The sequence below is a fragment of the Jeotgalibacillus sp. ET6 genome (assembly GCF_029667115.1).
GTDB lineage: Bacteria > Bacillota > Bacilli > Bacillales > Jeotgalibacillaceae > Jeotgalibacillus.
Map to the genome: position 1 here is coordinate 1 of NZ_JARUIU010000054.1, position 287 is coordinate 287.

Genomic DNA, 287 nt, shown 5'->3' on the forward strand with positions numbered 1-287 from the left:
GATCCATCAATGATTAACGGGATTGGAAGGTGAAGTACTGACTTACAGCTTGAAGCCATCCTCTAAAGCTGATTTAATCGCGGATAAAATCCAGGAGGAAAAGAATTATGTGTGGATGATAAATTGATTCGTGCAGCCAATGATCTTGGTGAAGATGTGCCGGCAGTAGCTGAACGATTTATCAATGCCTATTTTGAGGATGTGGAAGCGGCTCTCTCTATGTTTTCCATTCCCGAATCTTTTATTAAAAAACATAAATGAGGACAGATTTTTTGAAATAAAAAGAC

The 287-nt window shown here is 38.3% G+C and carries 1 protein-coding gene; it reads left to right on the forward strand.

Translation table 11 applies throughout. From position 1 onward, the window contains the following. The first annotated feature begins 111 nt into the window (after nucleotides 1-111). Complete coding sequence (locus P6709_RS19840) at nucleotides 112-261, forward strand: hypothetical protein (RefSeq protein ID WP_278242628.1); 150 nt, start codon at nucleotides 112-114, stop codon at nucleotides 259-261. Nucleotides 262-287: the final 26 nt, after the last annotated feature.